This window comes from Halobaculum limi (genome assembly GCF_029490015.1).
GTDB lineage: Archaea > Halobacteriota > Halobacteria > Halobacteriales > Haloferacaceae > Halobaculum > Halobaculum limi.
On record NZ_CP120468.1, the window covers coordinates 2,129,261 to 2,151,562 of the forward strand.

A 22,302-nucleotide genomic window follows, 5' to 3' on the forward strand; every position below is an offset into this window, starting at 1 on the left:
TTAAATAAGGCCGACGCGGTTCGAACCGATGCGGTACCTCGACGTGACCATCGACCAACCGCCCGAAAGCCGGCATCCGATGCAGCAGTTCATCGCCGAGACCGACGCCGTCGACCGGGAGGAACTGCTCGCGTGGCAACGGGTACCCGAGCGCGACGTCGAGTACGCGCTGTTCTTCGTCGAGGGAGACGTCGACCGCTACCGGAAGGCCATAAGCACCGTCGACTCCGTCGCGGAGTTCCGGCTTGCACAGGTCGGCGACGACCGCTTCCACTCGTTCGTGGTTCAGGAGACGCGCCCGGCGGACGTAGCGTGGCGGGCGGCGTTCGCCGAACGAGGGCTCGTCGTGACGTTGCCCGTCAGCTACGACTCGGCGGGACGGATGCGTCTCCGGGTCGTCGGCTCGGCGGTGGCGCTGCGCGACGCGCTTGCGGACCTGCCGGAGGGGCTGACCCCGACGGTCCACAGCGTCGGCGAACTGGACCACCGCCTCGGGTCGGCGGTGTCGAGACTCACCGCCCGGCAGCGCGAGGTCCTGGCGGTCGCGTTCGACGCCGGCTACTACGAGGTACCTCGGGAGGCGTCGCTCGATTCAGTCGCGGATCGACTGGGGTGTGCCCGCGCGACTGCCTCCGCACACCTCCGAAAAGCCGAACGAGCCCTCGTTGCCGACGCGCTCGGTGCCGAGTGAACTGCGGCCCGCTGTCACCGTCGCCGTTCGTTCTCGCAGTCGCCGCTCAGCGGCCCCCGTATTCGGGGTGGTCGACGAACACCCCATCGACGCCCACCTCGCGGAGTCGGTCGAACGGGTCTGCCGAACGGAGGGTCCAGGCGTTGACTTCGAGTCCGCGGTCGTGTGCCTGAGCGACCCGCTCCGGGTCCATAAGGACGACGTCGTAGTGTGGATGGACGTACTCGGCACCGAGTTCCGCTGCGAGCGTCAGCGTATCCGCCCAGCCGTCGGCGTCGGCGACGATCGGTGCCAAGGGTAGATCAGACGCCGCCATCTCCCGGAGCGCGGCCGCGGAGAACGACGAGACGACCGTTTCGTTGTCGACGGCGTCCGCCGTCTCGGCGACCGCGTCCACCAGGCCCGTCGTCTTGAGTTCGACGTTGACCGTCGCGTCCGACGGGACGGAGATGAACGCCTCCGGGAGCGTCGGCACCCGTTCGTCGGAGTCATCCACTCGCAGGGCTCGAATCTGTGCGAGGCTGGTCTCGTCCACGCGGGCGTCGACGCCGAGGAGTCGGTCGAGCGTCTCGTCGTGGAAGACGATCGGTTCGCCCGACCCGCACCGGCGGACGTCGAACTCGACCCAGTCACACCGGCCGCTCGCGTTCCGGAAGGCGGCGACGGTGTTCTCGGGGTACAGGTCCGGACACCCGCGGTGGGCGATCACGCGCACAGGTACGACTAGTCTCTGACTGGTATGTAACTGTACGCCCGCAACCGCTGGTCGGTATGATGATCGACCGTTCGGAACCGACGGTTTGAGTAGTGGGCCTGCGGAACACCCTCCCAAGAATGACCGGAACCCAGGGGTTCGACAAGGTGCTCGTCGCCAACCGCGGCGAGATCGCGGTGCGCGTGATGCGCGCCTGTGAGGAACTCGGCATCGAGACGGTCGCCGTCTACTCAGAGGCCGACAAACACGGCGGGCACGTCCGCTACGCCGACGAGGCGTACAACGTCGGCCCCGCCCGTGCGGCCGACTCGTATCTCGACCAGGACGCGATCATCGAGGCCGCACAGAAAGCCGGAGCAGACGCCATCCACCCCGGCTACGGCTTCCTCGCGGAGAACGCCGACTTCGCCGCGAAGGTGGCCGACGCCGAGGGCGTCACTTGGGTCGGCCCCGACAGCGAGGCGATGGAGTCGCTCGGGGAGAAGACGAAAGCGCGCAAGATTATGGACGGTGCGGACGTGCCCATCGTCCCCGGAACCACTGACCCCGTCACCGAATCCGAGGAAGTGACCGACTTCGGCGACGAGTACGGCTACCCCGTCGCGATCAAAGCGGAGGGTGGCGGCGGCGGCCGCGGGATGAAGGTCGTCGAGTCGGCCGACGAGGCGGCCGACCAGTTGCAGTCTGCGAAACGCGAGGGCGAGGCGTACTTCTCGAACGACTCCGTCTACCTCGAACGGTATCTGGAGAACCCGCGCCACATCGAGGTACAGATCGTCGCCGACGAACACGGCAACGTCCGCCACCTCGGCGAGCGTGACTGTTCGCTCCAGCGCCGCCACCAGAAGGTCATCGAGGAGGGGCCATCGCCCGCGCTCTCGGACGACCTTCGCGAGCAGATCGGTGAGGCGGCCCGCCGCGGTGTCCGCGCGGCCGACTACACCAACGCGGGGACCGTCGAGTTCCTGGTCGAGGAGGACCTCGACCGCGACCCCGAAGAACCGCTGGGTGCCGACGCGAACTTCTACTTCCTCGAAGTCAACACGCGCATCCAGGTCGAACACACCGTCACCGAGGAGTTGACCGGCATCGACATCGTCAAAGAACAGTTGCGCGTCGCGATGGGCGAGGAGATCGGGTTCTCCCAAGACGACGTGGAACTGACGGGCCACGCGATGGAGTTCCGCATCAACGCGGAGAACGCCGCCAACGACTTCGCGCCCGCCAACAAGGGCAGTCTGGAGACGTACGACCCGCCGGGCGGCATCGGCGTGCGTCTCGACGACGCCCTCCGCCAGGGCGACGACATCGTGACGGACTACGACTCGATGATCGCGAAGTTGATCGTCCACGGCTCCGACCGCGCGGAGTGTATCGCCCGGTCGCGCCGTGCACTCGCCGAGTACGGCGTCGAGGGCGTCGTCACGATCATCCCGTTCCACCGTCTGATGCTGACCGACGACCGCTTCGTCGACGGCACGCACACGACGAAGTACCTCGACGAGGAGGCCGACCGCTCGAAGTTCGCCGAGGCGCAGGAGAAATGGGGCACCGGCGACGCGAGCACTGGCGACGGTGAGGAGTCGACCGAACGCGAGTTCACCGTCGAGGTGAACGGTAAGCGCTTCGAGGTCAGCCTCGAAGAGCGTGGTGCGCCGGCCATCCCGACGCCGAACGGCGGCGGTGGATCCGGCCAGATGGAGCGTCCCGACGTCGCGGAAGACGACGGCACCGACGAGGTCGTCGTCGAGGGCGACGGCGAGACCATCGAAGCCGAGATGCAGGGCACCATCCTCTCGGTAAACGTCGCGGAAGGCGACGAAGTCACCTCGGGCGACGTGGTGTGCGTCCTCGAGGCGATGAAGATGGAGAACGATGTCGTCGCGGACAAGGGCGGCACGGTGAGTCAGGTCCTCGTCGGCGAGGGCGACTCCGTCGATATGGGCGACGTGCTCGTCGTCCTGGAGTAACTGGGACGCACCGCGACGGCATTCGACGCAGTCGTGTGTCGAGTCGTCTGGATCTGGACACTACCGATATTCCGTCACTCGAAGTACAGGTATAGTGGTTACAATGGCAACTACCAGCGACCCCACCACGACGCAGTCCGTGCTCAACCACCACCTCGACGCGTTCATGGACCAGGATATGACGGCGATGCTCGAGGACTACACGGAGGATTCAGTCGTCGTCACGAACACGGCTGGGACGTTCCACGGTCTCGACGAGATCAAATCGCTGTTCTCCGCGCTGTTCGCGGAGTTCGAGCAGTCGAACGTCGAGTTCACGCAGGACGAGGAGGTCATCGAAGACGACATCGCGTACATCTGCTGGCACGCGGAGACGCCCGAGAACACCTACGAGTTCGCCACAGACACGTTCGTCATTCGCGACGGGAAGATACAGACGCAGACGCTCGGCGCGAAGGTGACGCCGAAGAACTGACGCGACAGCGACCAGGACACCAGTCCCTCTTTTCAGACGCAGACGCTCCCGAACCACACAGCGACGGGTCCTGCGCTCAGATACCGAACGTCGCCCGGAGCATGTCGCGCGTCCCCGGCCCCATCCCGACGGCGGTGACGGCGATGAGGAGGAGGACCGCGTAGCGCGGAGAGTCCTCGAACAGTGTGTCGTCGAAGATGGCGAGGACGAACACCGCGGCGACGAGTTTCACGACGAGGAACGGCCACGCCGCGCCCGCGGTGTCGACGATGAACTGGTTCACCGGGTGTTTGGGGACGAGGTTCGGCCCCGCGCCGAGAGCGACCATGTAGTCGAGGCCGATGACGTTCGCGACGCCGTCGAGGGCGTGCGCGCCGATGACGACGATGCCCGCGAGTCCGGTTCCCGAGTGGACCCACGGCGCGGCCGCGCGAGTCACGTACCACGTCGCCGCCGTCGCGATGAGCGTGCCGACGAGGATGACCGTGATGACCTGCGGGTAGAACACCACCGGGTTGTCCGGGGCGGCCGCGAGTGCCGCGAGGAAGCCGACGGTGACGACGTTCAGCGCGATCCCGACCCACAGCATCGGCCGTTCGATGCCGTCGATCACTCCCTCTCTGTCGGCGACGACCGCGACCACCACCGCCGCGAGCGTGATGGCGAAGACGGTGAAGTAGATGATCGGACTGATGAGCAGCGTGTTCAGCGGGTAGCCGAACAGCACCGCTTCCATCGCGTTGTCTGCGTCCTCGACGACGCGAAGCGCCCCCCCGAAGAAGAAAAACGGGACGAGTGCGAGGAAGAAGTCGGTCGTCCGGGCGATGTCGAGACGGCGGAGGAGGAGGACGACGCCCGACAGCGCCACGAGGAGGACGACGACGTACCCGACCTCCGAGACGAGCGTGTAGCCGGGGAACGCCACTGGTTCAGCGGCGGCGGCACACTCGGCGCTGGAGTAGAGGTACTCGACGGTGCTACCAGGTCGGATCGCACAGACCGCGGAGTTGGCGTCCGCCTGCACGGGCCCCCAGAAGTAGTGCCAGACGAACTCGTCGTACACTCTCTCGGGGAACGCCAGGATGCCGGCGACGAGGGCGACGACGGCCGCCGTGACGCCCCCGAGATACGCCCGCTCCGGGGAGGTCCCGAGTCGGTCGGCAAGCGAGGTAGTCGACATACCGGTGAGCGGCGGGCCTCGTCGTTCAAGGTGTCGGTTGCGTGTGCGACCATTGCACGCCACGACCGGCGCGACGGAGGACGGTGCTCTCGCTCACGAAGTGGGCGTCGTCTGAGAACTCGAATTCCTCGATTACGCCGCGGCCGCAGCGCTGGCCTTCTTTCGCGTGATGTAGCCTGCGATGCGGTTGCGAACCCCCTTCGACTCGACGTTGGTCAGTTTCTCGACGTTCTCCTTGTTCGTCTCGAAGTCCGTGTTGAACGAGTCGGGGTACTTCTCCAGCAGCAGGGTGGCGAGCTGCTTGACGTACTTGGGTTTGATAGCCATAGTGGGCAGTACACGAAACGCGAACTAAAAGCGTTCGTTCCCGTGCGACGAGCCACCTGCCGGTCGGTCACCGCTCGTCGCCGTCGACGTACTCGCGCCACCCACTCACCTCGGTCAGCGTCGCGAACGCCTCACGTTCTGCGGGCCCGCCACAGCGGTCGACCACGTCCGCGAAGTACGCCAGTCTGTCGAGCAGTATCTCGGTGTCGTACGTGGGGACGTCGAGGCGCGAGGCAGCGACCGTCGCGTCGACGACCGCGCCGAAGCCGCGATTGATCGTCCGCACGCCGGTTCGCTCCACGGCCGATTCTTGGACGTGGAGGTGCCAGTCGACCCACTGTGTCCCGCCGCGCTCACCAGACGCGACGCGCTCGGCGTCGACCTCCGCCCACGCGTCCGCGGAGTCGAGCACCGGTGTGTCCTCCTCGCGAACCGTCACGGCGGCGTCGACGAACTCGCGCGGGTCGGTCGGGAACTGGACGACGCCGCCGCCGCGCTCACGGAAGTTACGCCAGGTCCGGGTGCGCCCCCACGTCCGAGCGCGGACGGGCGCGTCGGCGGGCCTGTCCTCGTGTTCGGGCGCGTGTAAGCCCAGTGCGGCGATATTCCAGCGGTCGTTCGGCCCGAACGTCGCCACCACCGACTCGGTGACGCCGCGCAGTGCCACTGGCCACTCGGTCGATTTCCCGCCGTCGTCTCGGGCGTCGTCGCTCACACGTCCACCCCGCGTTCGAGTGCGACGAACAGCGCTGCCGCCGTCAGGTCGGCGGTCGTCCCCGGGTTGATGCCGCGGTCGACCAACTCCGCGGCCCACTCCTCTGCCGCCGCGAGCGAGTCGACACTTGCGGCCCGGTCGCACACTTCGCGTGCGACTTCCCGGCCGTGGTTGGTCGCGACGAGCGTGTCGGGTTCCTCCGCGAGTAACTCGAGGAACGCGCGCGCGGCACGGTCGGCAATCGGCCCCTCGTCGGCACGAATTGCCTCGGCCGCGCGGAACGTTCGAGGGAACCCATCGACCCACTCGCGGGCGTTCGCGTCGCTCCCGTGTCCGTCGCCGGGAGACGCCGACGCCTCCATCACGTCGAACAGCGTGAGATCACACTCGCGGAGCGTCGGCACCGCGTCCGCGCCGCGGCGCACGTCGAGGGCATCCATCTCCTCGGGCGGGTCGGCCACCGCAACGTCGACGTGTTCGAACGCGCGGTAGAAGCCGGCGGCGTCGTCGACGGTCGTCGCTTCGCACACCTCACGAACTCCCTCGCGTGTACAGTCGCCGGCGGCGGCCGCGCGGACGAGCGGAATCAGCAACAGGAGACAGCCGAACTGCGTGTTGCCACCAGACTGCTGGCTCATCCCCGCGACGGCCGTCTCGAACGCCTCGCCAACCGGGTCGCCCGCGGCGGCGCGGTCGAGGCCCAGTCGCGCTCCCACCGCCCCCGCGAGGAAGTGTTCGAATCGGAGGTCGGCGAGGTCGCGGTGGCGGTCGACGTTCCCCGGCTTGGGCGTTCCAGCGACCTCCAACAGGAGGGCGAGTTCGGCGTTCGCCGCCGGGCCCCGTTCGGGCAGTTCGTGGGTCGGAGCTTGGTCCGTCACTGCGACACCTCCGTCGGCGCTGCCGTCGTATCCTCGTCGCTGGCGGCGTCGTCTGTCCACTCCGCGACCGCGTCGGCGACGCGCGCGAGGACGCGCGGGTCGTCGCTCGGCCGACCGACGCTCACCGCGTCCGCGCCTGCAGCGAGGTACTCCCGGACCGTCGCACGGTCGCGGACGCCGTTGTTGGCGACGACGACGAGACCGGGTGCTGCCGCCTTCACTGCGCCGACGACGCCCTCGCTGTCCATCGCGTCGACGTGTATCGCGTCACCGCCAGCGTCACGCAGTGCGCGTGCAGTCTCTCGGAGATCGACGCCGTCCACCTCCGCACGCACTTTCACGGACACGTCCGCGCCCGCGTCTGCAGCCACGGCGACGTACTCGCACAGGCGGTCGGTGTCGCGCAGGAGCGACTCGCCACAGCCGACTTCGCACAGTTCCGCCTGTCTGCAGTGTGCGTTCACTTCGAGGATCGCACCGTGGTCGCCACAGACCCTCGCGGCCGCTCGGATGGCGGCGACGCTCGTCGCGCGGACGTTGACACCCACACGGAGGTTCACGTCGGCGAGCGTGGTCAGTTGCGCGTCCATCCACGCGAACGGGTCGTCGGGGAGGAACTCCGAGCGGTCGCGGTCGCGGACGGTCGCGCGGGCGGCCGCTCTACTCCGCTCGTCCAGCGCGATTCCGCCGATGAACGCCGCGCCCGCGAACTCGGCCCCGCGCACGGCCCACTCGGCGTCGGCCTCGCCGGAGAGACTCGCCAGCGCGAGTGGCGGATCGATTGCGAGGTCGGCCGCAGTCGCGCGCAACTCGTCCTCGCCGTCGGTCACTCGGCCACCTCCAGCGCCCGTCGACACGCGCGGGCGACGCGTTCGGCGTCGGCGGCGTCGTCGATGCGGGTGTCCGTCCGCACGGTCGGTCGGTCGAGGTTGGTTCCGTCCTCGTCGTCGAGGACGAACGCGTCGGCGAACGGGTAAGCGTCGGCGACGCCCGCGGTCGAGGGGTCGCGGCCGACGCCGCGCATCAGGTCGGCGGCGGGCCCGGAGAACACTCGATCCTCGACGAACGGCGAGACGGCGACCACCGTCGTCTCGTGAAGTGCCTCGCGCACGCCGTCGAGTGCGAGCATCGGGCCGATGCTGGTGACAGGGTTGGAGGGACCGATCACCACGTCGTCTGTCAGGGCGTCGCGGACGGCGTCGGTCGGGGATGCGTCGTCGCCGCCGCGGAACTCCACGTCTTCGACGCCCGGCTCTGCGCGATTCGCGACCCAGTACTCCTGAAAGTGCATCGACCCGTCTTCGGTGTGGACGATGGTCGCCACGGGGTCGTCGCTCATCGGGATCAGGTCGATATCGAGGTCGAACGCCTCGGCGAGCGTCCGGGTGACCTCGGTGAGCGTGTACCCCTCGTCGAGGAGTGAGGTTCGGGTGACGTGGACCGCGCGGTCGCGGTCGCCGATCTGCATAAACTCCGCGACGCCAGAGAAGCGCCGCCAGCGAGCGATGTCGCGGCCGGCGGTCTGGGCGTCGTCTGCGAGGTAGCGCGGGCCGCCGTCGAGACCAGCGGCGTCGGCCAACGCCATCAGTTCCTCGTGGGTCTCGGTGGTGTCGTCGGCGATGCCCCACCAGCGCTCGCGGTCGATGACGCCGCCGCCGTGAAAGAGGACGGTGTCGACGTCGGGGCACACGAGGTGGCCGCCGAGTTCGACGTCGTCGCCGGTGTTGCCGACGACGGTCGTCGACTCGGGAGCGAACACGTCGGCGGCACCGTCGAGGAGTTTGGGCGTGCCGGTGCCGCCGGCGAGGAACGTAACCATACCCCCGCTTACACGGGCGGCGATTTGTATGCTGTCGTTACGGCGGTCGACACGTCGAGCGGTGTGTCACTCGTCGGCGTCGTCGCCGTCTGCCGTCGCTTTCGACTCCCCCTGGAGCCGTTTCGCGGCGTCGCGGCGGTCGACGAGGAACTCCACGAGTGCGCCGACGGCGACGAGCAGCGACACCCACCGCGTGAGCGACACGTACCAGTCGCTCGGCTCTAGGTCTTCGGGGTTCTCGTAGCCCGCGAGGAGGAGGCGCTTGGTGTAGTCGATGGTCTGCTTCGGGAACGCGGCGCCGGCAAGGCCGAACACGACCGTCGTCAGAGAGGATGCGCGCTGTTTCACAGACGGAGGTACGTGTCGGGTGAACAAAAGGACGTGGTTGCAGTAGCGCGGCGGAGTGCCTACGCGTCGATCATTACTTCGGTCGCTTTGATCACCGCCGACGCCTCCATCCCCTCCTCGAGACCGAGGCGGTCGACGGAGTTGGCGGTGATGATCGACGTGACGTGTTGGCCGTCACCGAGTTCGATCGTCACTTCGGCGGTCAGGCCGTCGACATCGATGCTGCTGATGGTACCGTGCAGACTGTTTCGCGCACTGAGCGTCATACTACAGACATCGCGTGCGAGCGACATAAATCTGGACTGAGTCGTGTGTACGCGTCGCTCACGGCTGCAGTCCGTCGAAGAAGTCGAAGTCGGTAGCGTGTGAGTCGACGTCGCTCAGTGCGACTCGTCCTCGTACACCCACTCTGCGGTGCCGAGGTCCCAGTCGACCAGTTCCTCGTCGTCGAAGAACAGGTCGATCTCACGTTCGTTCGCGCCCTCGTCCTCGTGGTCGGAGCCGTGGATGACGTTGTGGCCCAAGTCGAGGCCGTAGTCGCCACGGATCGTGCCGGGGGCGGAGTCGGCAGGGTCGGTCTCGCCCATCATCTTGCGGACCTGCCGCGTGGCGTCCGCGCCCTCCCAGACCATCGCGAAGACGGGACCGGAGGTGATGAACTCGACGAGACCCTCGAAGAACGGCTTGCCTTCGTGCTCGCCGTAGTGCTCGTGGGCCAGGTCCTCGTCGATCTGCATAAATTTCGCACCGACGAGTTTCAGGCCGCGCTCCTCGAAGCGGGAGACGATGTCCCCGATGAGGCCGCGCTGGACGCCGTCGGGCTTGACCATCACGAACGTGCGCTCGTCGTGGTGGCTCATTCGCGACCCGCCTCTGTCCAGTTCTGGTCGCGTGCTTCACGACCCAGATCCGCGTTCTTCTCGCACTTCGACGAACAGAAGTGCGTGACGCTGCCGTCGACGCTCACGAACATCGTGCCCGTGCCGGGCTCGATGTCTGCGCCGCAGTAGTCACAGTCTCGTTGCTGGGGCATTGCTTACTGACCTCCGATGGAGTCGGCGTCGCGCTGGGTCTCGCGCAGTTGGAGGATGTCCCCCATCCGGACGGGACCCAGGACGTTCCGCGTGATGATACGGCCCTGGTTTTCGCCCTCCTGGATGCGGCACTTGACCTGCATGGCCTCGCCGTGCATCCCGGTCTTGCCGACGATCTCGACGACCTCGGCAGACGTGGAGCCGCTCTCTTGCTCTTCAGCGGACATGGTGGCTTACCGCAGTTCCTCGACCTTACCCGCGATGTCCTCGATGTCCTCCTCGGCCTCGCCAGCCTCGGTGACGGCGGCGGCCGCCGAACCGACTTCGAGGCCAGCCGCGTGGCCGACATCGTCCTGCGTCTCGATGAAGACGTAGGAGATGCCCTTCTCCTCGCACAGTTCGGGGAGGTGCATCACGATCTCTTCGGGCTCGACGTCCTCGGCGATGTACACGAGCGTGGCGTTGCCGCGCTCGACCGCCTTGGTCGTCTCGTTGGTTCCTTTCTTGACGATGCCGGTGTCGCGGGCTACCTCGAGCGCGTCGAGGCTTCGTTCCGCGAGGTCCGCAGGGGTTTCGTAGTCGACGTAGACTGACATGGTTGTGTGGCTTCCCGCTCGGTGGCTCGACACCTCCGCCGGTCGTAAGTCCCTGACGACGGAGCGGGTCACGACCCCGAGCAGGTCGTACTGCAACGATAGTTGGGATGGCCGTATAAACGTGTTCAATGCATCCTGGCCGTGTGACGGCGGGACACGGGAGTTGGACTCACTCTTCGGAGCCGTCGCCGTCGCTCACTCCGACGCTGCGACTGCACGAACGGGCGCGCCGTCGGCGTCGACACGGAGCGGATACGCCCGCACCACGAACTGCTCCGGTAGGCCTGTCGACAGCCGGAGGTTCTCGAACACGAGGTTCCCGCTCCCGAGGAGTTCCCGATGTGCGGGAACGCCGTCTGGTTCGTCTGTCCCCGCCCGGTCTGTCGGCGTGGGGTCTGGGTTCAGCGTGTCCAGGCCGACCGAACACCCTGCCGCCGCGATCCGTCGCGCCGCCGCAGGCGTCAGGTACGGGTGGTCGAGGTACCGCTGGTCGCCCCAGTACTCTCCCCATCCGGTCCGGATCACGAGTAAGTCAGTGTCGAGGCCGTCCGCCGCACCGTCGACGCCAGTACCGGCCTCCACGTCGTCGACGCCCTCGGGGAGCATCTCCGGTGTGATCGGTTCGCGGGCGTCGAGGCCAGCGAGGTCAACGAAGGTGGCATCGAAGCGGAACTCCTCGACGGCGAACTCGTCGAGCGTCGCGCCGTCCGGTTCGGTGTGTGCGGGTGCGTCGACGTGCGTGCCGGCGTGCGTGCCCAGCGAGAGGCGCGTGACGCGGTAGCCGTCGGCGTCCATCGTCGCGTGCGGTTCGAGCGAGACCGCGGGGTCACCGGGGTACACCGGCATCCCCGACTCGACACGGTGGGTCAGGTCGACGGGGTCCATACCGGAGGAGCGCAGCGCGGACCCGTGAACGTGGCGACGGCTAGCGGCGCGCTGTCAGCGGTGGACTCAATCGGTCGGGAAACGAAGCGTCGACCGAGATGACGGAGTGTGCCGAAGAGAACTGTGCGGAGCGAGCGGCGGTGCGACTCCACGTCCCGTGGGACACAGACCGAGACGTCTGTGTCGCCCACGCGCGGGCGCTCGTCCAGCGTGACGGCGTCGTCGCCGAACCGCTCCCGGGACACGAGGCCGAGTGGCCGTAGCGAAGGGTTACGCGAGGCGCTTCGCCAGCATCACCTCGTCGACGTACTCGCCGTCCATCCTGTAGTGGTCCTCGCGGACGGCCTCTCGTTCCCAGCCGTGGGATTCGAGGAAGCCGATGGCTCCCTCGTTCGTCGCAGGAACGCTGTTGTACAGTTTCTCGAAGTCGTGGTCGCTCGCCCACGCCTCACCCTCCTCTAGGAGGGTCGCCCCGATCCCCTTCCCGCGGTACTCCGGGATGAGTCCGACTGTGAGGACGGCGGTGTGGCTCAGTTTCTCGGCCTCGGGTAAGTCGAGGTGGACCCATCCGATCACGTCGTCGTCGACGGCGGCGACCAGGAACAGTCGCGACCGCACGTCGTTGTGGCGGAGGATGACCTCGTCGTGTTCGATGACGTCTGCGACCGTCTCCGCCTCGATGTACCTCCCCTCGCCCGCGACCGCGCGGATTGCTGACACGAGGCCACCCAAGTCTGGTTGTGCCGCCATTCGGACGACGTACTCGATACCGTTCGCCGTGTACGCGGTGGCGTCTTCCTCGGCGTACGCGACGCTCAGTCGGTCGTCTTCCCAGGTGAGATACCCGTCGCGGACCAGCGCTGTCACGTGGTGGCCGAACGCGGTCCGGTCCATATTGAGCGCGCGTCGAACGTCTCGTTCGTGGACGTTCCCGTGCTCCTCGACGTACTCGTACAGGTCGCGCCGGTCGTCGTGGGTGAAGGTCAGCTTCTCGGTTAGCTCCATGTGCAATGATACCACATAGCAACACTTAACCGTGCGTCGCGCCTACGTACCCGAGACATCTCGTTTCTGGTCAGAATAAGTGCACGCTGGTGTCACTCCTGTTTCGGTGCGGAGTCGGTCACAGTCGGATCCTGTCGCGCGGGGACGCCTGTGAGAACACGCGCGACGGAAACGATGTTTCGAGTGTCCAGCAGCGTCTCCGCCGCGACCCTGACGGGCACCGACGGCGCACAGTCGACGCCGAGGTGCCTCGCGTACACGGCCAGCCAGTCTTCCGTCGCCCGGTTGAGTAAGTCGAGGTCTCGGGGCTGGACTCTCTCCTCCTCGCTCACGCGCGCCTCGATGTAGCACGCGACGACGGGGCCGAGGCCGTCGCGTGCGGCACGGCGGGCCGCGGCGTCGGCGGGCGGGTCGGTGACGCCCGCACGCTCGCTGGCGCGCGCCGCTCGCGCCGCGCGTGTCGCGAGGGTTTCGGCGTCGCTCACGGGGTCACCCCTCATCGAACTGGACGCCTTTCCCGCCGCTCGGGTGTCGCCACTCGGTCGCCGCGACGACGGCACACGTCCCACACTCGACGCACGGCTGGGTGTCGAGGCTGACGGCGCGACGCTGCTCGCCGTTCGAGGCGACGACCTCCTCGCGGTAACAGCCGCCACCGAAGTCGCGGGCGCTGACCGGGCAGGCGGTCACGGCGTCCCCGCTGGCTTCGACGGAGTCGTCCACGAGGTGGATGTGGGGGTTACCGATGTCGGTGTCGTAGGTGAGCGACCCGATGCGCTCCTCCAGCGACGGCGGCGTCGCGTCGTTCTCGCTGGTGACGCGCGTGCCGAGTTCCTCCGCCAACACGACGGGGACGGTGGAGTACGCCGCGTTCGTGTCCGGCAGCGCCCCGAGCAGGAACGGTGAGTTGAATGCTCGCTCGACCACCGGCGCGGCCAGTCGAACGCCGAGACGACCGACCCGTGACTCGGCGACGCGTTCGACCGCGTCGGACACCAAGTCGTGTTCGCCCGCACGCCCGAGCGCCCGATAGCGTCGCGGGCGCAACGTCGCGTACAGACCCGAGTCGTGGAGTTTCCGCTCGTATCGCTCGCCCGCAGAGCCAGTGTCACGGCGGTTTCGCGCCTCGATGAACGCCTCTGCGGCGAGGCCGCCCGCCGTGACGGCGTGGTTCATCCCCTTGATGATCGGTCCCTGTGCCTGCATCTGTCCGGCAGCGTCGCCGACGAGCAGCAGTCGGCCGCGGTGCGGAGACGGGTGGGCCGCCCGCTTCGCGTCGGGGACGAGTTTCGCGGAGTACTCTCGCTCGGCGTACTCGTCGGGGAGCCACTGGCCGAGATGCGGGTGCGTGAGGAGTGCGTCGAGCAGTTCTTGTGGTTCGGCCTGCCGCGCCACGAGACTGTCGAGGTGGAACACAGTCCCGATGGACAGCGAGTCCCGGTTCGTGTACAGGAAGCCGCCGCCGCGGACGTCCTCGAAGAGGTCGCCCGCGAACAGTCGAGCCACCCCCTCGTCGTCGCCGATGTCGAACCGCTCCGCGATGACGTCGGGCGGCACGTCGACGACGGCCTTCACGCCTTGGAAGAACTCCTTGGGGTCGTCCCAGTCCATCAGGCCGGCCTCCCGTGCGAGTTCGCTGTTCACGCCGTCGGCAGCGATGACCACGTCTGCTCGAATCGGATCGAGTTCGTCGCAGGTGACGCCCACGATGTCGCCGTTCTCACGGAGTAGACCGTTGACGTGGACTTCAGTGAGGAGGCCGCCGCCGGCCGCTGCCGTCCGCTCGTGAACTCGCTCGGCGAGCCACGAGTCCATCCGCCGGCGTAACACGGCGTCACACCACGCCGTGTCGTGGTCGTGGACGCGCTGAAGGTCGACAGTGTGGATCCGGTCGCCCGCGAGCGTGTCCATATAGTTCCGGGTGACGGGCCGTTCCGTCGCCGCCTCGCGGAAGCCGTCGAACAGGCGGTCGAGCGTGAACGGTGCGGACTCCTCTGCGTACAGGAGGCCGCCGGAGACGTTCTTCGACCCTGCCTCCACCCCACGCTCTACCACGAGCGTCTCGACGCCGTTGTCGGCGAGGACGGCCGCGGCCGCCGCGCCGGCGGGGCCGGCACCGACGACGACCGCCTCGAACGACTCGCCCTCGACGTCGCCGCGGTCGAATCCGAGTTCGCTCACGTCACTCATCGTCGTCACCTCCGTCGGCCGAATCGGTTGTCGGTGTCGCGGCACCGCCATCAGCCACCGCCGCCGCACCACGGTCGGTGGTGGCTACCGCCTCCGTGAGTCGGGGCAGCACTTCGAAGAGGTCGCCCTCGATGAAGTAGTCACACCAGTCGCGGATTCGCGCTTCCGGGTCGGTGTTGATGGCGATGATGGTGTCGGCCTCGTCACACCCGACCTTGTGCTGGACCGCCCCGGAGATGCCGGCGGCGATGTACACCGTGGGCTTGACCACCTGCCCCGTCTCACCGATCTGCCGGTCCTCGTGGGTGTACTGTTCGACGTGGCCCGCGAACTCGTACGACCCGGTGACGATGCCGCGAGAGACGCCCACGTCGGCGTCTTCGAACGCCGCCGCGAGGTCGACTGCGAGTTCGACCCCGCGGGTCGGGTTCGTGCCGATGCCGCGTCCGACGGCCACCACCACGTCGTGGCCCGAGAGGTCGACGCCGCTGTCGAGGCGGTCGAAGTCGGTGACCTGGACGCGGAACCAGTCGTCGTCGAGGGGCAAGTCGTGTTCGACGACGAGGCCCTCGCGGGTCGGATCCGGGTCGGGCACCTCGAAACTTCCCGGAATCACCGACCCGCCCTGCGGGTGGAACTCGCGGTCGGGGTTGTCCAGACAGAGGATGGTCGAGTACTCGAACCCCGAGAAGTCGGGGCGTTTCATGTGTAATACGCGCTCGAAGGTGCGTTGTGACCCCGCCTCGCCTGTCTTCACCGGATTCGAGATGCGGGCGTCCTCGATGAACAGGCCCGAGCAGTCGGACGCCAACCCGGAATCGAGTTCTGCCTGTACCTGCGCGGAGAGGTCGCGACCGTTGTTCGTCGCCGGAAACAGCACGTACCGCGGTTCGTCGTAGTCGCGCCAGTCGGCGTCGCGGGGCGGAGACGGCTCCCGGTCCTCGCTACGTGCGGGCGTCACCGCGCCCCAGCGAGCCATATCTGCGAATAGTTCGGTGTAGGGCTTGTGGAGGAACCGGGAGAGGCGTTCGTCCTCGTGGTAGACGACGACGTCCGCACCGCAGGCGATGCACTCGTCGGCGTGGCGCGCCACGTCGTCGCCGATGAGGACCGCGACGACTCGCTCCGGGTCGTCGTCCGCGCCGACGTACGCCTCGTTGTACTCGTCCGTCAGGTCCCGCGCCTTCCCGAGCAGTTCTCGCGAGACGGAGAGGAGGTAACCCGCTTGCGTCTCGCAGTACACCCACATATCGCCGAAGGTCCCGTCGGGGAGGGCCCTGACGTGGCGCTTGTCGGCGGTCGGGTGGTCGAGGTCCGGGTGGCGCTCCTCGGGCGACGCACGCTCTGTTCCCTCATCGCTCACGCCGTCCTCCGAGTCGTCGACCGAGTCGAGTCGCCGCTCGATGAGTCGGACCACTGTGTCGCGGTTCTCGCCGGATTGCTCCTCGTCGCGGAGCGACCGCAGGTGCGCTGGGTCGTCGATCTCACGGAGGCGATTGCCAATCTCCGCGAGGCTCATCTCGGCGAGGTCGACGTCGCCGGTTGCGTCTTCGTCATCACCCGTGTCGTCCTCCTCGGCGGCGACCGCTTCCAGACGGCTCTGGATCACCGTGATCACTGCGTCGCGGTCACGACCATCTCGTTCGGCCGCCAGTAGCGCCTCCAACTCGGCGGTGTCGTCGATAGCCCGCACCTTCGGCCCGAGTTCGGCGATGTCGAACTCGCCGGGGTCGATGTCGGGCATCGTCACGCACCTCCGGTGAACGGCGACAGTTCGTCCGTAACCGCCGCGAACGCCTCGTCGTCGGCCAGGTCGACGACAGTCGCCTCACGCTCTGCCGGCGCGCGTGGGATCGGATCGACCGACGAGACGATAGTCGGCGACCCGTCGAGTCCGACGTAGTCGGGGTCGAGGTTCAGGTCGGTGTGGTCCCAGACGGTGACGTGGTCGTCGATAGACGCCGCTCGCTCCCGGGCGTCGGCCCGCAGTCGCTTGCGCTCCAGTCGGTCCCGCGCCGTTCGATACGACGGTTGGAACTCGGGATCAGCGACGACGACGGCCGGGAGCGACGCCTCCACCGTCTCTATCTCGGTGTGGTCACCCTCGACGAGTCGTTTCGCCCGCAGCGTTCCAGCGTCGGGGTCGGCGTCGAGTGCGACGACGTGAGTGACGATGGGGATATCCAGACACCAACACGTCTGGAGGCCGGTGTGGCCTGTCTCGCCGTCCGCCGTCTTGAACCCGGCCAGAACCACGTCGGGTGTGCCGAGTCGCTCGATGGCCGTCGCGAGCGTGATGGCGGTCGCCCACGTGTCGGCGGCGGCGAACTCGCGGTCGGAGACGAGGTAGCAGTCGTCGGCGTACACCGACTCCATCGCCTCCTGCAACACCGACTCGTACCCCGGTGGACCCATACTCACCACGCTCGTTCGCCCGCCGTGTCGAACCCGTAGTTGCAACGCCGCGCGAAGCGCGTGTTCGTCGTTCGGGTTCATCACCGTCGGGGTGTTTCCACGTTCGAGGTGGCCCTCCTCGTCGAACGACACCTTCCCCTCCCGGAAGTCGGGGACGCCCTTGGTCAGCACGACTGTGTGCATTGGTAACTCGGTACAAATGTCGGAGGTCACAGATATAGCGTTTCCTCAGAATGTCAGAACGCGAAATGCACTGTAGGGCCGCCTGATAGCCCGAAAATGACGTTTGGTGATCGATCAGAGTCGTCCGGCGCGACCGGGGTCCACGTCGATAGCGTCCACCGGACAGACGTCGACGCAGATCATACAGTCGATACACTGATCCTCGTGGGCCGGGTCGGCCTTCAGTTCGCTCTCCGGGTGTCCCGGCGTGTCGACCCACTCGAACACGTCCACGGGGCAGTCCGACAGACACGCTCCGTCGGCCAGGCAGATGTCGAAGTCGACGGCGACGTGTGTCCCGTGGATGCCGAGTCGCTCCGGTTCGTCGACGGGACCCCACACCGCGTGCCCGTCGTGGTCGTCGACGCGTTCACGCTCCGTCTCGAAGTCGGGATCGATAGCCATCGGTATCGTGTCAACAGTCAACATATGCCGTAATAACCGTGCCCCACGTTTGGACGACCGTGGGAGTCGGCGGCCGCAACCGCGTGCGGAAAGCCCAAACGGCGGGCCGTCCGACCGAGAGCTATGGATCTCACGGGCCTGACGCAGGCCCTTCGCAAGGAGGCACGTCGTCTCGACCAGCGGCGACTGCTCGTGTTGCAGGGGACACGCGACGACTGCATCGACGCGGCGTTCAGCGTCGTCGACGCCGCGGGCGTCGCTGACGACGACGTGACGCTGCTGTCGACCCGCGAGGGGTTCCGCTTCGAGCGCTATCGCCCGAAACACGCCGGGCGACTGCTCGGAACGACACGCGAAGTCGTCGTCCTCGACGCGTTCGCGGAGTTTTCACCCAACGCCGTCGGAAAGTCGGTGGGCGCGGTCGACGGCGGCGGTCTGTACGTGCTGCTCGTGCCGCCACTCGCCGAGTGGCCTGACCGTCGAGACGACTTCGACGAGTCGCTGGCGGTTCCGCCGTTCGAGTTGGACGACGTCGGCGGGCGATTCCGCAGCCGACTCTGCTCGACGCTCCGCGACCACCCCGGCGTCGCACTCGTCGACCTCGACAGCGAGACAGTCGAGCGTGACGGCCGCACCGGCGACGACGCCTCACCAACAGCGCCGTCTCCGCACGTCCCCGCCGCTGCGGCGTTCCCACGCGAGGCGTACGAGGCGTGTCTCACGCGCGACCAGTCGCGGGCGCTGTCGTCGCTCGAACGCCTCCGCAACCCCGGGTCGGCGGTCGTCGTCGAAGCCGACAGAGGGCGCGGGAAATCCAGCGCGGCGGGTCTCGCGGCCGCCACACTCGCCGCCGAGGGGCGAGACGTGGTCGTGACCGCGCCGAGCGTCGACGGCGCGGCGGCGCTGTTCGAGCGTGCCCGCGCACTACTCGCGACGCTCGGCATCGCGACCGTCGCGGACGACGAGCACACGATTCAGATCGGGGGCGAACGGGACGATGGTGGCTGCTCGAACGTGACCGGTCGGGTCCGCTATCGCTCGCCGGTCGACGCCGTCGCCGAAGCAGCGTCGGTCGACGTCGTCATCGCCGACGAGGCGGCGGCGCTCCCGGTCGAACTGCTCACGGGGCTGCTCGACGCGCCTGCGGCGGCGTTCGTCACGACCGTCCACGGCTACGAGGGGGCGGGACGGGGATTTTCCGTGCGCTTCCGCGACACCCTCGACGACTCCGACCGCGACGTGGTCGACGTGCGGATGGACGACCCGATCCGATACGCTCGCGGCGACCCTGTGGAGTCGTGGTCGTTTCGGGCGCTGTTGCTCGACGCTCGCCCGCCCGTCGACGCCGCGGTCGCGGACGCGACGCCCGAGTCGGTGTCGTATCGAGAACTCTCGGCGGACGACCTCCTCGCAGACGAACACCTGCTGTCGGAGGCGTTCGGCCTCCTCGTCCTCGCTCACTACCGAACCGAACCGGACGACCTCGCACGACTCCTCGACGCGCCGAATCTCTCCGTGCGCGCGCTGACGCACGAGGGGCACGTCGTCTCGGTGGCGTTGCTCGCGCGGGAGGGCGGTCTCGACGCCGACACCAGGGCGGCGATGTACGACGGCGAACGCGTCCGTGGAAACATGCTCCCCGACGTGCTGACGAGTCAACTTCGCGACCCGGACGCCGCCGCACCCGTCGGCTATCGTGTGATGCGCATCGCGACCCACGACGCGGTCCGGCGGCGCGGCCTCGGCTCTCGACTGCTTCGGGAGGTCCACAACGAACTCGGGAGCGAGGTCGACTACCTCGGGACGGGATTCGGTGCGACCCCGGCGTTGCTCGACTTCTGGGCCGACAACGGCTACCGAACCGTCCACCTCGCGACGACGCGCAACGCCGCCAGCGGCGAGCACTCGGCGCTGATGGTCGAACCCACGAGCGACGAGGGGCGTGCGTTCGCCAACCGCCACGCACGGTGGTTCCGCGAGCGAATCGGTGCGGTGCTGTCGGACGCACTCTCGGATCTGGACCCGGACGTCGTCCGCGGGGCGGTGGCCGCCTGTGACGCCGCCGGCGACCCGGTGGTCGACTGCTCGGCGTACGAGTGGCGACTGGCGGTCGCGGCCGCGTACGGCCCCGGCCTCGCGGATATGGCCCCGCGGCCGTTCCGTCGTCTCGCGCTGGCGCACCTCCTCGACGGCGACGCCGACCTGTCGTCGCGGGCGGAGCGACTCCTCGTGCGGAAGGTGTTGCAGGCACACGACTGGGAAGCCGTCACCGACGAACTCGACTACGTTTCGACCGCCGAGTGTATGCGGAGCCTCGGTCGCGCACTTCAGCCGTTGGTCGACCGCTACGGCGACGAGTCAGCCGTCGCGGAACGCGAGCGGTACACGTAGGCGGCCGTCGAGAACGGCGGGGCGGGGTCACGACGCTCGCGAGCGCTGACTTAATGCCCGCTGTGACCGTGTACGGTGTATGGTCGAGCTTGTGACGCTGGCGGCGCTCGCCTTCCTCCTCGGCGGTATCGTCGGCAGCGTGTTGCCGATGGTGCCTGCCGGTGGTCTGTCGCTCGTCGGCGTCGCCCTGTACTTCTTCGCCGGCCCGTCCGAGGGGCCGCGACTCGGACTGCTGGCGTTTCTTGTCCTCGCGGGCGTAGCGGTAGCGACGGTCGCAGTCGAGCATTTGAGCGGCGCGCTGGCGTCGAAAGCCGGCGGCGCGGAGACGTCGACGATGATCCTCGCGGCGGTCGCCTCGCTGGTGTTGTTCTTCGTGTTGGGACCGCTCGGCATCGTCGTCGGCACGGCGCTGACCGTCCTCGGCGCAGAACTGTACGCCGGAAAGGAACCGGAAGCGGCCGCGCGTGCAGCGGTGTACACCGTCGCCGGTCTCCTGGCGTCGACGGTCGCCCAGTTCGCGCTGACGCTGTCTATCCTCATCGGCTTCCTCGTCGTCGTGTTCGTGGTGTAGGCCACACTGACGGCCCCTGCGAACCGCCGACCGACTACGACGACGCTTCGAACACACTCGCCACCTGTAGCGCACGCTCGTCGTCGCCACGGGGAGCGACGACTTGCACGCCGACCGGCTTACCGTGGACGTCGCCACAGGGAACCGTCACGGCCGGGTGGCCGGTGCAGTTGAAGGGGGCTGTGTTCGCCAACACCTCGCCAGGCGTCGCCGTCGCCTGCGGGCCGTCACCGACCGCGTCGAACGCCGGTGCTGGCATCGGCGTCGTCGGGGTCACGAGTACGTCTACCTCGTCGAGACACGCCTGCGTTCGGCGGGAGAGACGGCGGCGCGCGCGCCACGCGTCGGCGTACGCGTCCGTCTCGGTCAGCGCCTGTCCCGTCTCCCACAGTCGGCGCACGCGGTTGGGAAGGTCCAAGTCGCGCAGATCCGCTTGGAACGGTGACTCCGACGCCGGACCGCCAGCGACGCCGAACGTCGGCGTCGACTCGTCGTGGGTGGCGGCGAACTCGGTGAGCGTGTGAATCTGGTTGACTACCTCGGCCGTCTCGTGTTCGGGAAACGCACACCGCCGGACGGTCGTGCCCGGTCGCTCGGCCATCAGCGTCGTCGCACGCTCGAACACCGCCGCGACGCGCCTGTCTGCGGCCTCGACGAACGACTCGGGCACACCGACACGGAGGCGACCAGGTGGTTCCGCCACCGCATCGCTTGTCGTGGTCTGGGCAGTCGCTCCCGTCGCCGGGCCGACGGGGTCGTCACCCGAGATGGTATCGAGCGTCCGTGCGGCCGTCTCCACGTCGCTCGCGACGACGCCGACGTGGTCGAGCGTCGGCGCGAGGTCGAGGACGCCCGTCCGTGGCACGCGGTCGTACGTCGGCTTCACGCCGACGACGCCACAGAACGCCGCCGGCACCCGGACGCTCCCGCCGGTGTCGGTGCCGAGCGCCGCGTCCGCGAGGCCGCCCGCGACCGCGGCGGCCGACCCACTAGAAGAGCCACCCGGAACTGCGCCGTCGACGGCGGGGTTCAGCGTCCGCCCGGCGCGACACGCTTCACCGGTGACACCGAGTGCGAGCGCGTCCATCCGGGTCGACCCGACGAGTGTCGCGCCCGCCGCACGAAGTCGCTCGACGACTGTCGCGTCGGCGTCCGGCGACCAGAGGTCGTCTCCCGTTCCGGCGCGGTGGGTCACGCCCGCGACGGCGACGTTGTCCTTCGTCGCGACGCGGAGGCCATCGAGTGGACCGCCCGGAACTGACGAGGCGGTGATTGGCGTCGCGAACGCGTCGTACGGGTCCGACCGGTCGACCGGAACCGCACGGTCGAACGCCGGCGCGGTGTCGTCACCCGCGAGGGCCTGGGCTTGCTCCGCGTATCGCCGCGCCCGTTCGTCGGCGGTCGTCGGTCGCTGGTCGGTCACGGCTGGAGCCTTCGCCCACGGAGTCAAAGGCGTTCTGGCGGCCGGAC

General features: G+C 68.1%; 26 protein-coding genes and 1 pseudogene. 6 read left to right on the plus strand and 21 right to left on the minus strand.

Features of this window, described 5'->3' with window-relative positions:
• Window positions 1-28: 28 nt before the first annotated feature.
• Window positions 29-691: a helix-turn-helix domain-containing protein gene (locus tag P0D77_RS10660; protein ID WP_277553055.1), complete on the plus strand. Its 663-nt coding sequence runs from the start codon at window positions 29-31 to the stop codon at window positions 689-691.
• A 46-nt stretch (window positions 692-737) separates the two neighbouring features.
• Here P0D77_RS10660 and P0D77_RS10665 read toward each other — a convergent pair whose 3' ends face one another.
• Window positions 738-1,406, minus strand: a complete 669-nt coding sequence (locus tag P0D77_RS10665; RefSeq protein WP_277553056.1) for a glycerophosphodiester phosphodiesterase — start codon at window positions 1,404-1,406, stop codon at window positions 738-740.
• A gap of 119 nt (window positions 1,407-1,525) precedes the next feature.
• On the opposite strand from P0D77_RS10665, the gene P0D77_RS10670 reads away from it, so the two are divergent.
• Together P0D77_RS10670 and P0D77_RS10675 are read left to right on the plus strand one after the other, a co-directional pair.
• The gene (locus P0D77_RS10670; RefSeq protein WP_277553057.1) at window positions 1,526-3,376 is read left to right on the plus strand and encodes an acetyl-CoA carboxylase biotin carboxylase subunit; all 1,851 of its coding nucleotides are present in this window, start codon (window positions 1,526-1,528) and stop codon (window positions 3,374-3,376) included.
• 103 nt (window positions 3,377-3,479) lie between these two features.
• Complete coding sequence (locus tag P0D77_RS10675; protein ID WP_277553058.1) at window positions 3,480-3,851, plus strand: nuclear transport factor 2 family protein; 372 nt, start codon at window positions 3,480-3,482, stop codon at window positions 3,849-3,851.
• Window positions 3,852-3,927: 76 nt separating this feature from the next.
• On the opposite strand, the gene P0D77_RS10680 is transcribed toward P0D77_RS10675, so the two are convergent.
• From P0D77_RS10680 to P0D77_RS10740, 13 genes and pseudogenes are all read right to left on the minus strand, one after another.
• Window positions 3,928-5,031 (minus strand): DUF63 family protein, encoded by a 1,104-nt coding sequence (locus tag P0D77_RS10680; RefSeq protein WP_277553059.1) that lies wholly within the window; start codon window positions 5,029-5,031, stop codon window positions 3,928-3,930.
• Window positions 5,032-5,163: 132 nt separating this feature from the next.
• A complete protein-coding gene (locus tag P0D77_RS10685) occupies window positions 5,164-5,358 on the minus strand; it encodes a 30S ribosomal protein S17e (protein WP_277553060.1) in 195 nt (64 codons plus the stop codon).
• Between the two features lie 67 nt (window positions 5,359-5,425).
• Entirely contained in the window at window positions 5,426-6,073 is a 648-nt protein-coding gene (locus P0D77_RS10690; protein WP_277553061.1) for a DUF447 domain-containing protein, read from the minus strand.
• On the minus strand, window positions 6,070-6,951 hold the full coding sequence (locus P0D77_RS10695; RefSeq protein ID WP_277553062.1) for a triphosphoribosyl-dephospho-CoA synthase: 882 nt from the start codon (window positions 6,949-6,951) through the stop codon (window positions 6,070-6,072). Before P0D77_RS10695 ends, P0D77_RS10690 begins: the two co-directional genes overlap by 4 nt.
• Window positions 6,948-7,781 (minus strand): tRNA-dihydrouridine synthase, encoded by an 834-nt coding sequence (locus tag P0D77_RS10700; protein ID WP_277553063.1) that lies wholly within the window; start codon window positions 7,779-7,781, stop codon window positions 6,948-6,950. Before P0D77_RS10700 ends, P0D77_RS10695 begins: the two co-directional genes overlap by 4 nt.
• A complete protein-coding gene (cofD, locus tag P0D77_RS10705) occupies window positions 7,778-8,770 on the minus strand; it encodes a 2-phospho-L-lactate transferase (RefSeq protein WP_277553064.1) in 993 nt (330 codons plus the stop codon). Before cofD ends, P0D77_RS10700 begins: the two co-directional genes overlap by 4 nt.
• 66 nt (window positions 8,771-8,836) lie before the next feature.
• Window positions 8,837-9,118 carry a DUF6199 family natural product biosynthesis protein gene (locus tag P0D77_RS10710; protein WP_277553065.1) on the minus strand — a complete coding sequence of 94 codons (282 nt, stop codon included), beginning with the start codon at window positions 9,116-9,118 and terminating at the stop codon, window positions 8,837-8,839.
• Window positions 9,119-9,177: 59 nt separating this feature from the next.
• Window positions 9,178-9,384: a TOBE domain-containing protein gene (locus P0D77_RS10715; RefSeq protein WP_277553066.1), complete on the minus strand. Its 207-nt coding sequence runs from the start codon at window positions 9,382-9,384 to the stop codon at window positions 9,178-9,180.
• Between the two features lie 114 nt (window positions 9,385-9,498).
• The gene (ndk, locus tag P0D77_RS10720; protein ID WP_277553067.1) at window positions 9,499-9,978 is read right to left on the minus strand and encodes a nucleoside-diphosphate kinase; all 480 of its coding nucleotides are present in this window, start codon (window positions 9,976-9,978) and stop codon (window positions 9,499-9,501) included.
• Between the two features lie 2 nt (window positions 9,979-9,980).
• Window positions 9,981-10,151: pseudogene (locus tag P0D77_RS10725) on the minus strand (50S ribosomal protein L24e); the annotation flags it as partial.
• A gap of 3 nt (window positions 10,152-10,154) precedes the next feature.
• Complete coding sequence (locus P0D77_RS10730; protein ID WP_073309789.1) at window positions 10,155-10,379, minus strand: 30S ribosomal protein S28e; 225 nt, start codon at window positions 10,377-10,379, stop codon at window positions 10,155-10,157.
• 6 nt (window positions 10,380-10,385) lie between these two features.
• On the minus strand, window positions 10,386-10,748 hold the full coding sequence (rpl7ae, locus tag P0D77_RS10735) for a 50S ribosomal protein L7Ae (protein ID WP_277553068.1): 363 nt from the start codon (window positions 10,746-10,748) through the stop codon (window positions 10,386-10,388).
• A gap of 195 nt (window positions 10,749-10,943) precedes the next feature.
• Entirely contained in the window at window positions 10,944-11,633 is a 690-nt protein-coding gene (locus P0D77_RS10740; protein WP_277553069.1) for a cyclase family protein, read from the minus strand.
• Window positions 11,634-11,731: 98 nt separating this feature from the next.
• On the opposite strand from P0D77_RS10740, the gene P0D77_RS10745 reads away from it, so the two are divergent.
• On the plus strand, window positions 11,732-11,896 hold the full coding sequence (locus P0D77_RS10745) for a DUF8014 family protein (RefSeq protein WP_277553070.1): 165 nt from the start codon (window positions 11,732-11,734) through the stop codon (window positions 11,894-11,896).
• Window positions 11,897-11,903: 7 nt separating this feature from the next.
• On the opposite strand, the gene P0D77_RS10750 is transcribed toward P0D77_RS10745, so the two are convergent.
• The 6 genes from P0D77_RS10750 to P0D77_RS10775 all read right to left on the minus strand — a co-directional run bounded on the left by P0D77_RS10750 (window position 11,904) and on the right by P0D77_RS10775 (window position 17,870).
• Window positions 11,904-12,638, minus strand: coding sequence for a GNAT family N-acetyltransferase (locus tag P0D77_RS10750; RefSeq protein WP_277553071.1), 735 nt, complete (start codon window positions 12,636-12,638; stop codon window positions 11,904-11,906).
• A gap of 92 nt (window positions 12,639-12,730) precedes the next feature.
• Window positions 12,731-13,123: a DUF8055 family protein gene (locus P0D77_RS10755; protein WP_277553072.1), complete on the minus strand. Its 393-nt coding sequence runs from the start codon at window positions 13,121-13,123 to the stop codon at window positions 12,731-12,733.
• A 4-nt stretch (window positions 13,124-13,127) separates the two neighbouring features.
• Entirely contained in the window at window positions 13,128-14,828 is a 1,701-nt protein-coding gene (locus tag P0D77_RS10760) for an FAD-dependent monooxygenase (protein WP_277553073.1), read from the minus strand.
• Entirely contained in the window at window positions 14,821-16,572 is a 1,752-nt protein-coding gene (locus P0D77_RS10765) for an electron transfer flavoprotein subunit alpha/FixB family protein (RefSeq protein WP_277553074.1), read from the minus strand. Before P0D77_RS10765 ends, P0D77_RS10760 begins: the two co-directional genes overlap by 8 nt.
• A 2-nt stretch (window positions 16,573-16,574) precedes the next feature.
• Window positions 16,575-17,426, minus strand: coding sequence for an electron transfer flavoprotein subunit beta/FixA family protein (locus P0D77_RS10770; RefSeq protein ID WP_277553075.1), 852 nt, complete (start codon window positions 17,424-17,426; stop codon window positions 16,575-16,577).
• 114 nt (window positions 17,427-17,540) lie between these two features.
• Window positions 17,541-17,870 (minus strand): 4Fe-4S dicluster domain-containing protein, encoded by a 330-nt coding sequence (locus P0D77_RS10775; protein ID WP_277555788.1) that lies wholly within the window; start codon window positions 17,868-17,870, stop codon window positions 17,541-17,543.
• 123 nt (window positions 17,871-17,993) lie between these two features.
• Between P0D77_RS10775 and tmcA the strand changes: the two genes are divergently transcribed.
• Both tmcA and P0D77_RS10785 read left to right on the plus strand, forming a co-directional pair.
• Window positions 17,994-20,261, plus strand: coding sequence for a tRNA(Met) cytidine acetyltransferase TmcA (gene tmcA, locus P0D77_RS10780; RefSeq protein WP_277553077.1), 2,268 nt, complete (start codon window positions 17,994-17,996; stop codon window positions 20,259-20,261).
• Between the two features lie 79 nt (window positions 20,262-20,340).
• On the plus strand, window positions 20,341-20,832 hold the full coding sequence (locus tag P0D77_RS10785) for a DUF456 domain-containing protein (RefSeq protein WP_277553078.1): 492 nt from the start codon (window positions 20,341-20,343) through the stop codon (window positions 20,830-20,832).
• Window positions 20,833-20,866: 34 nt separating this feature from the next.
• On the opposite strand, the gene P0D77_RS10790 is transcribed toward P0D77_RS10785, so the two are convergent.
• The gene (locus tag P0D77_RS10790) at window positions 20,867-22,255 is read right to left on the minus strand and encodes an amidase (RefSeq protein WP_277553079.1); all 1,389 of its coding nucleotides are present in this window, start codon (window positions 22,253-22,255) and stop codon (window positions 20,867-20,869) included.
• Window positions 22,256-22,302 lie beyond the last annotated feature (47 nt).

What these genes read in the sequence shown, in the direction of transcription:
- P0D77_RS10660 (WP_277553055.1), top strand. Translation starts at nt 29, where the DNA reads ATGCGGTACCTCGACGTGACCATCGACCAACCGCCCGAAAGCCGGCAT.
- P0D77_RS10670 (WP_277553057.1), top strand. Translation starts at nt 1,526, where the DNA reads ATGACCGGAACCCAGGGGTTCGACAAGGTGCTCGTCGCCAACCGCGGC.
- P0D77_RS10675 (WP_277553058.1), top strand. Translation starts at nt 3,480, where the DNA reads ATGGCAACTACCAGCGACCCCACCACGACGCAGTCCGTGCTCAACCAC.
- P0D77_RS10680 (WP_277553059.1), bottom strand. Translation starts at nt 5,031, where the DNA reads ATGTCGACTACCTCGCTTGCCGACCGACTCGGGACCTCCCCGGAGCGG.
- P0D77_RS10685 (WP_277553060.1), bottom strand. Translation starts at nt 5,358, where the DNA reads ATGGCTATCAAACCCAAGTACGTCAAGCAGCTCGCCACCCTGCTGCTG.
- cofD (WP_277553064.1), bottom strand. Translation starts at nt 8,770, where the DNA reads ATGGTTACGTTCCTCGCCGGCGGCACCGGCACGCCCAAACTCCTCGAC.
- P0D77_RS10715 (WP_277553066.1), bottom strand. Translation starts at nt 9,384, where the DNA reads ATGACGCTCAGTGCGCGAAACAGTCTGCACGGTACCATCAGCAGCATC.
- ndk (WP_277553067.1), bottom strand. Translation starts at nt 9,978, where the DNA reads ATGAGCCACCACGACGAGCGCACGTTCGTGATGGTCAAGCCCGACGGC.
- P0D77_RS10730 (WP_073309789.1), bottom strand. Translation starts at nt 10,379, where the DNA reads ATGTCCGCTGAAGAGCAAGAGAGCGGCTCCACGTCTGCCGAGGTCGTC.
- rpl7ae (WP_277553068.1), bottom strand. Translation starts at nt 10,748, where the DNA reads ATGTCAGTCTACGTCGACTACGAAACCCCTGCGGACCTCGCGGAACGA.
- P0D77_RS10740 (WP_277553069.1), bottom strand. Translation starts at nt 11,633, where the DNA reads ATGGACCCCGTCGACCTGACCCACCGTGTCGAGTCGGGGATGCCGGTG.
- P0D77_RS10745 (WP_277553070.1), top strand. Translation starts at nt 11,732, where the DNA reads ATGACGGAGTGTGCCGAAGAGAACTGTGCGGAGCGAGCGGCGGTGCGA.
- P0D77_RS10750 (WP_277553071.1), bottom strand. Translation starts at nt 12,638, where the DNA reads ATGGAGCTAACCGAGAAGCTGACCTTCACCCACGACGACCGGCGCGAC.
- P0D77_RS10760 (WP_277553073.1), bottom strand. Translation starts at nt 14,828, where the DNA reads ATGAGTGACGTGAGCGAACTCGGATTCGACCGCGGCGACGTCGAGGGC.
- P0D77_RS10765 (WP_277553074.1), bottom strand. Translation starts at nt 16,572, where the DNA reads ATGCCCGACATCGACCCCGGCGAGTTCGACATCGCCGAACTCGGGCCG.
- P0D77_RS10770 (WP_277553075.1), bottom strand. Translation starts at nt 17,426, where the DNA reads ATGCACACAGTCGTGCTGACCAAGGGCGTCCCCGACTTCCGGGAGGGG.
- P0D77_RS10775 (WP_277555788.1), bottom strand. Translation starts at nt 17,870, where the DNA reads ATGGCTATCGATCCCGACTTCGAGACGGAGCGTGAACGCGTCGACGAC.
- tmcA (WP_277553077.1), top strand. Translation starts at nt 17,994, where the DNA reads ATGGATCTCACGGGCCTGACGCAGGCCCTTCGCAAGGAGGCACGTCGT.
- P0D77_RS10785 (WP_277553078.1), top strand. Translation starts at nt 20,341, where the DNA reads ATGGTCGAGCTTGTGACGCTGGCGGCGCTCGCCTTCCTCCTCGGCGGT.